This window comes from Limimaricola sp. G21655-S1 (assembly GCF_027213785.1).
In the GTDB taxonomy this organism is placed as follows: Bacteria; Pseudomonadota; Alphaproteobacteria; order Rhodobacterales; family Rhodobacteraceae; genus Limimaricola.
The window spans coordinates 1-6,440 of the sequence record NZ_JAPWGO010000047.1; the positions used below are offsets into that span (position 1 = coordinate 1).

5 protein-coding genes and 1 pseudogene are annotated in these 6,440 nt (G+C 65.3%); 1 reads left to right on the forward strand and 5 read right to left on the reverse strand.

What is annotated here, in order from left to right; translation table 11 throughout:
* Nucleotides 1-115 precede the first annotated feature (115 nt).
* Nucleotides 116-446, forward strand: a pseudogene (locus O4G76_RS19595) (IS3 family transposase); the annotation flags it as partial.
* Between the two features lie 20 nt (nt 447-466).
* Here the strand turns inward: O4G76_RS19595 and O4G76_RS19600 are convergent.
* The 5 genes from O4G76_RS19600 to O4G76_RS19620 form a co-directional block, all read right to left on the reverse strand.
* On the reverse strand, nt 467-2,143 hold the full coding sequence (locus O4G76_RS19600) for a recombinase family protein (protein ID WP_269398838.1): 1,677 nt from the start codon (nt 2,141-2,143) through the stop codon (nt 467-469).
* A 29-nt stretch (nt 2,144-2,172) separates the two neighbouring features.
* A complete protein-coding gene (locus tag O4G76_RS19605; protein WP_269398839.1) occupies nt 2,173-3,213 on the reverse strand; it encodes a tyrosine-type recombinase/integrase in 1,041 nt (346 codons plus the stop codon).
* Nucleotide 3,214: 1 nt separating this feature from the next.
* Nucleotides 3,215-4,921, reverse strand: coding sequence for a site-specific integrase (locus tag O4G76_RS19610; protein ID WP_269398840.1), 1,707 nt, complete (start codon nt 4,919-4,921; stop codon nt 3,215-3,217).
* A 167-nt stretch (nt 4,922-5,088) separates the two neighbouring features.
* Nucleotides 5,089-5,286 carry a helix-turn-helix domain-containing protein gene (locus O4G76_RS19615; protein WP_269398841.1) on the reverse strand — a complete coding sequence of 66 codons (198 nt, stop codon included), beginning with the start codon at nt 5,284-5,286 and terminating at the stop codon, nt 5,089-5,091.
* A 329-nt stretch (nt 5,287-5,615) separates the two neighbouring features.
* Nucleotides 5,616-6,440 (reverse strand): hypothetical protein (locus O4G76_RS19620; protein ID WP_269398842.1); only part of this gene is annotated, 825 nt, incomplete at its 5' end.

A 6,440-nucleotide genomic window follows, 5' to 3' on the forward strand; every position in this document is an offset into this window, starting at 1 on the left:
GTCCTCGGGCTTCTCGCGCTTTCCACCCATCGCTTCGTCCTCCTCCTGACGAGATAAATCTATCTCAGTGGGCGGAGCACTTCAGTGGGGGCAGACCAATCGCGAGCAGTTCTTTGCTCGGACGATGTGCCGGCGCCTGCGCATCCAGCCAAGTAGTTTCTACGCATAGCTGAAGGCGCTGCTGTGCAGGCGGGCTCCGGAAGATCGCCGTCAGACCGGGATGCTGAGGGAGGCCTTAGTTGAAAGCGGCAAGGTCTATGGGCACCGGAAGCTGCACGATAATCTTGTCGAACAAGGCTGAGAGCATCTGTTTGTACCGTGTCTCCCGCCTGGCCAGGCTGGCTGAAATCAAGGCACAGATCGGCTACTAGCGCCGCCCCGGCAAGTATGGCGGCAAGCCCTCGATCATCCTCGACAGCACCCTTGATCGGCAGTTTGATGTCGAAAAGAAACGCGGGGCTATTGGTTATACCGAAGCACGCAGTCTTCCGGCCGTACGTGTTTCATCAAATCCTGCTCCCGCAACCAACGATACTTGCAAAGCCTCCGCAGGAACCCCCGCGGAGGTTTTTGCTTGTTCACCAGCCGCCAGTCCGAGAATGCCGGCCAGGTCTCCGGTCAGAGTAATCTGGTAGGCTTTGTCCGTCGGTGTCAGCACCAAGCTGTCGATCAGGCCCCGCAGGATCTCGGTCGCCGCGGAGCGGCTGTCATCGGCATTGAGCGCGTCGAGCAGCGTCGCCACCTTCTCGCGGTAGAGCTTCGCCATGTCCGGATGCAGGGCGGGCAGGGCCGGCGGAGTGGCCTCGAGCTTCCGTTCCAGTCCGGCCTGCTTGACTTCCAGCTGCTGCATCCGCTCGCGCACACTGGCCGCCGGCACGCCGTCCAGCAGCGCCTGCACCAGCCGCTCGAGGTCGCGCTTCACCTTCACGAGTTCGGCCTCGGTCGTTGCCTTCGATCCGCTCTGCGCCGCGCGCAGCCGGTTCGTCTCGGCGACGAACTCCTCGCAGAACACCGTGAAGAGTTCCCGCTCCATCAGCCGCGTCGACAGCGCCGTGCAGACGCGCTCCTCGACCTCGCGCCGGGCGATGGTCTTGCGATTGCCGCAGGTCCCCTTGTTGCGCGCGCCCGAGCAGCCAAGATGCGTGGCCGAGATCATCGACATGCCGCCGCCACAAGCGCCGCAACGCATCAGACCCGACAGCAGGTAGCGGGCCCGGCGTTTGGTGTTCAGTACGTGGCCCCGGTTGCCACGCTGGGGAAGCTCCAGCTTTCCCTGCCTCGCCTTCACCGTGTCCCACAGCTCCTGCGGGATGATCCGCAGCTCCGGGACCTCGGTGACGATCCAAGCACTTTCCGGATTGCGCCGCGACACCCGCCGCCCGGTCTCCGGATCCTTCACGTAGCGCAGCCGGTTCCAGACCAGCCGCCCGATATAGAGTTCGTTATTCAGGATGCCGGTGCCGCGCGCTCGGTTGCCATGGATCGACGAAGCGCTCCAGCCCTCGCTGCGCGGGCCCCGCAGCCCTTCCGCATTCAGTGCATGCGCGATCGAGCGCGGAGACGCCCCGCCGGCATAGTCGCGAAATATGCGCGCGACGATCCGGGCCTCGGTGGGCTCGACAGCCCGCTCGCCGGTGACCGGCAGCCCTTCGGGACCGAGATCCCTTACGACTCTGTACCCGTAGCTGTTGCCGCCGCCGGACTTGCCCGCCGCGACGCGGCCGCGTAGGCCGCGCCGGGTCTTGTCGGCCAGATCCTTCAGGAACAGCGCGCCCATCGTGCCCTTGAGCCCGATATGCAGCTCGCTGACTTCGCCCTCGGTCAGCGTCACCAGCCGGACATCGGCGAAGGACAGGCGCTTGTAGACCCCGGCGATGTCTTCCTGATCGCGGGAGATCCGGTCGAGGGACTCGGCCAGTACCACGTCGAACCTGCCGACCTGGGCGTCCTGCATCAGGGCCTGAATGCCCGGGCGGATCAGACTGGCCCCGGAGATCGAGCGGTCCGAATAGCTGTCGATGATCTCCCAGCCCTCGCGCGCCGCTCGTTCGCGGCAAAGCCGCAGGTGGTCCTCGATCGAGGCATCGCGCTGGTTGTCCGAGGAATAGCGCGCATAGAGCGCAACGCGGTGGCTGGTGGTCATGCGGGGAGTCCTCCCTCTCTCTTGCCTGTTTAGCTGACTAGCCGGATCTCGCTGAGAAACGCTGAAACCTTGCGGCTGGCCTCGCGCTGCCGGGCACGGATGTAGTGGGCCTCGGTGGTCTCGGGCAGGCGATGGCCCAGCAGCGGACGGGCATGCAGCGCATCCTCGGCCGAGCTCTCGGCCAGCGCGGTCGCGGCGATGCTGCGAAAGATGTGCGGGCTGATCGCGATGCCGAAGAGTTGCTGCGTCTCGCGCATGATCGCCTGGTAGATCGTGTTCGGCGCCAGTGGTTTGCCATGCGCGCCCGACCACAAAGCGGCAGGATCGCAGGGTGCGGGCAGGGCGGGTCGCACGTGATCGAGGTAGTGTTCGAGACAGGGGCGCAGCCGTTCGGGCAAGACCAGCCGTATCGGCTGCCCGGTCTTCGTCTCGGCACCCGGGATCTCGAGACGCCAGTCCGTCCCTGTCCGCAGCACGTGCTGGCCTATCCGCAGCGCTGTGAAGTTGCGTAGCCGGATCGGCCACACGGTGAGCAGGCCGATCATGAACAAGTTGCGATAGCGCAGTGGCTGGTCATGCGAGGGGCAGGTCTTGCTCAGCGACGGCTCGAGTTCATCGAGCACGCGTTGCAGGACCTCCCCGGCCGGCAGGATCCGCGCGCCGGACGTGGCGCCTTGCGGCGCCCAGCTGTCGAGCCGGTTGGTCAGGTCCTTGAGCCAGCGCCAGTTCCGATTAGGCGCCATCCGCTGCACCACGCATTTCAGCCCGATGAGCGAGCTCGCGACGGTGCGCGGAGCGACCCCTTCCATCAGGTGTCGGCCATACGCCACGACGCGCTCCTCGGTTAGCCGATCGGCGGGGTGCAGGGCAGGATCGAGCTGGCCGACTTCGTCCAGCCAGGTCAGCCAGCGGCCGTAATGCGCCGCGTTCGATTTGCGCGTGGCCGAGGCCCAGTGGCAGGCGGGACCGCGACCGTCGAACAGGTCGCCTTCGATGAAGAGCACGGCCCAGGCCTGCCGGTCGATCTCGGGCCAGTCGCTCCGTGCCAGATGCTTGCGCGGGGCGGCCATGTCAGCGCTCCAGTCGCGGATCGCGGCGGGTCTCATCCAGCAGCCGGTTCAGACGGCGGCTTGCGGCGGGCCCTTCGGTGCCGAGATAGCTCTGGTAAGTGGTGTTGAAGGAGCGGTGTCCCAGGTGCCGGCTGACATCGGCGAGCAGCTCGGGCCGCCGCTCGGCGACGATCTTGGCGATCACGTGCCGATAGAGATGCGGGTTGATCTCGATGCCCGCATGCTTGAGCAGCGGCCGGCTGACCGCGTCGCGCATCGCGTCATAGCTGCGCGGCCCACCCCGCTCCCCGGGAAACAGATACGGGCCATCCGCGCTTGGCAGGATGTGGCGGTGCTGGTTCACGAAGAGGTCGAGCAGGGTAATGACTTCGGAGGGCAGCTCGATCTCGAGCGCCGCATGCGTCTTCATCTCATCCTCGGAGAGCCGGACCAGCAGGCGGTCGCCGGATCGCACCAGATTGGTATCGAGCCGCAGGCTGCGCAGGTTCTTTACCCGCAGCCCCGTGTACAGCGCGACCGCGATGGCGAGGGCTCGTTCGACGCCCTTGGCGCGGCGGACCGGGCTCCTGGCCTTCAGGGCACGCCCGAGTTCCTCGTCCGGGAATCCCAGCAGGCGCTGCACTAGGTCCGGATCGTCGAACTGCTTCAGGCGCTCGAAGTTGCGCGCGCCCATCTTGCGCCCGGACCTGGGCGCCAGCCGGCCGATGATCGCATCCAGCTCGGCGAGGTGTGCCTCGTCGAGATCCAGCAGGTTCCGGGCCATGCTGCGCAGCTGCACCGCCATCTTGTGCACGGTTTCAGGCGCGCGGTTCCGATCGACCGTCGAGGCGAACCGGCGCAGGCCGTTCTTGAAGTTCCCCGGCGAGACCAGCACGTCGAGGCCGGTCACTTCGTCGACCTCGAGATGCCCGCCCCGCACCAGTGCCGAGGCCACCTTGCGGATCGTGAGGATGTAGCTCTGCACCGTCGGAGGTCGCATCGCCCGAACCGGGGTCTTGGGGTCGAACGGATCGGAGGTCTGCATGCGTGTGGCCCAGAGGTCGATCTCCCGGCCGAGACTTTCCGGGAACGCGTCGAGCGGTAGCATGAAGGTCTCGGGCTTGGTCGGCAAGGACAGGCGGATGTCCGGCCAGCCCTCGACCTCGCGCTCGCAGCGGTTCCAGAACGCGATGGTCTGCTTCAGGATCAGCTGCGGCTTCTTGACGGTGCTCTCCTGCTCGAGACGCGCCCGCAGGCCGCTCAAAGTGTCGATCGAGACCTCCTCCGGCTTGATGCCGCATTGCGTGCAGTAGCGCGCCAGCCGGTTCAGGCCCCAGCGGTATTGGCACCATGGCACGGTCTCGAGCAGGGCCGTCCATTCGGCGGCGATGGGGGGCTTGGGACCCCGCGGGCGGGCGGCCGCCTGCGCCTCGTCGCGGGCGCGGCCGACGAGGGAGCGGACATTGGCCAGCCGCTTCAGACTGACCCCAAGCTTCGGTGCGCTGAGGCCCGCGAAGAGCTCGCGCAGGTCGCGCGGCCGGGCTGTAATACCGGTCAGATCGAGGCCGGCCGTTTCGGAGAGAAAGCGGAAGGCCGACAGGGCATCGCGGCGCCGCGTGGAGACCGGCTGGCGCACCACCCAGAGGCGGACATCGTCGAGCGTTTCGCAGGGCAGGGCGGCCGGAACCTGGGCATCCCGGGTGAGCAGGTCGGAGGTGAGATCCTTCATGGTCGGGAGGCTCCGTTGTGGTCAGGTCCGGTCACGGGACGTCGGGGGGTGTCAGCCGGTGCGATTCGGGACAGCATAGCGCAATTTTCTCCGCTGGATCCGAGGGGTATGCGGTCCCGAGCCTCTGGAATGATGAACCAGATCAGATGTTTGGAGGTCATGGCAGGTCACTGGCTGCGCCGCGCCGCGATATAGCGCTGCAGGTCGGCCGGAAGCACATGCACCCGCCGACCGTCGCGGATCACCGGCAGTTCACCAGCGGTGATCCGGCGCTGCAACGTCTTCGGTGACAGGCGCAGGATCTCACTCACCTCGGCGAGGGAGAGCAGCGCTTGCGGCGCTCCAAAATCAGTCTGTTTCTGCATCTTGATTCTCAATCGCTTCGGAGCCGGCAAAGGCCTCGCGAGCCGAAAGGCGGGCCAGCAGCCTGACCAGCTGCCGCAAATGCTCCGAGCCGTCCGCCGCAGCGGAGGTCTGTCTCGAAGCTTGCCGCTTGGATCGGGGGTGTTGTGCCATTGGCCTGAACCGCGCTCCGTATCGGGGCCGGCGGAATGCTCGGCCTTCGGAGGTCAGGAATGGCAGGGGCAGGTCAGGGGATCAGGAGTACATGATTGCGAAAGCGGTTGCACTTCATACTACTCGTGCACCCTCCGGAAGATCTCAAACGCACCCAACTGCGTAAGATCCGCGGGTCCTATCCAGATTTGCCCTGAGAATGAGCGCGCTTATACCGCTTCCAGCGCTGTGCAATCGCAGCTTCCGGACGGTGTTGCATCAGGACTCCTGTCGGCCTCAGAACCTCTACCGCCAGCCTTACGAAACGGCTGGTTTCGGATGACAGCGCCTCGAGCTGATGGGCGGTGCTGCCCGTATGACGGGCATAGATCTCGGCCAGTTCGTTCAGGAAAGTGTCCAGCAGATGATCCTGGCGAGGCCCGCGTCGATGCGGATGCCGGGTGAGAGCTTCAAGGTGGGCGATGCCATCCCGAACCATGTCCTGGCCGAGAGCATCCAGTTCGTTCCAGTTCAGGCCGCGCAGCTCGACCGGAACGCCTATTATCCGGAGTTTTCGAGCGGCCCATCTCTGACGCATCAGTGCGTTCAGGCGCGTTCGGAGCAGGGGAGTGCTCGATAGTGCAGCTAGCGGATCGTCAGATATTTGAGCCTTCTGGAGCAGTGTTGCTTCGACCGTCGGATCGAGATCTTCGTCTGTAGCGAGCGTCCCCACGAACGTCATCTCACCATCCGTAGGGCCGAAGACCGTCTCCAACAGCTGACCTATATCATCTACGGCGATGCCCGGCTCAGCGAAGCCAAAGCGAATGAGAGCTTGTTCGATCGCGAGCATATTCATCGCAGTTGTCTTCCATCGGTTCGGAACTGAGTTGATGCGCTGCCATTCTGGTAGGTCGGCTGACCTGATGGAGCAAGTGGCGCTCACGGCCGATTCCGTGGAAAAACTCCCGTTCGCGAGCGCAGAATAACGGCCATTGGAAAGAGCGCGAACGCCTGTCCCGTC

What these genes read in the sequence shown, in the direction of transcription:
- O4G76_RS19615 (WP_269398841.1), bottom strand. Translation starts at nt 5,286, where the DNA reads ATGCAGAAACAGACTGATTTTGGAGCGCCGCAAGCGCTGCTCTCCCTC.
- O4G76_RS19605 (WP_269398839.1), bottom strand. Translation starts at nt 3,213, where the DNA reads ATGGCCGCCCCGCGCAAGCATCTGGCACGGAGCGACTGGCCCGAGATC.
- O4G76_RS19600 (WP_269398838.1), bottom strand. Translation starts at nt 2,143, where the DNA reads ATGACCACCAGCCACCGCGTTGCGCTCTATGCGCGCTATTCCTCGGAC.
- O4G76_RS19610 (WP_269398840.1), bottom strand. Translation starts at nt 4,921, where the DNA reads ATGAAGGATCTCACCTCCGACCTGCTCACCCGGGATGCCCAGGTTCCG.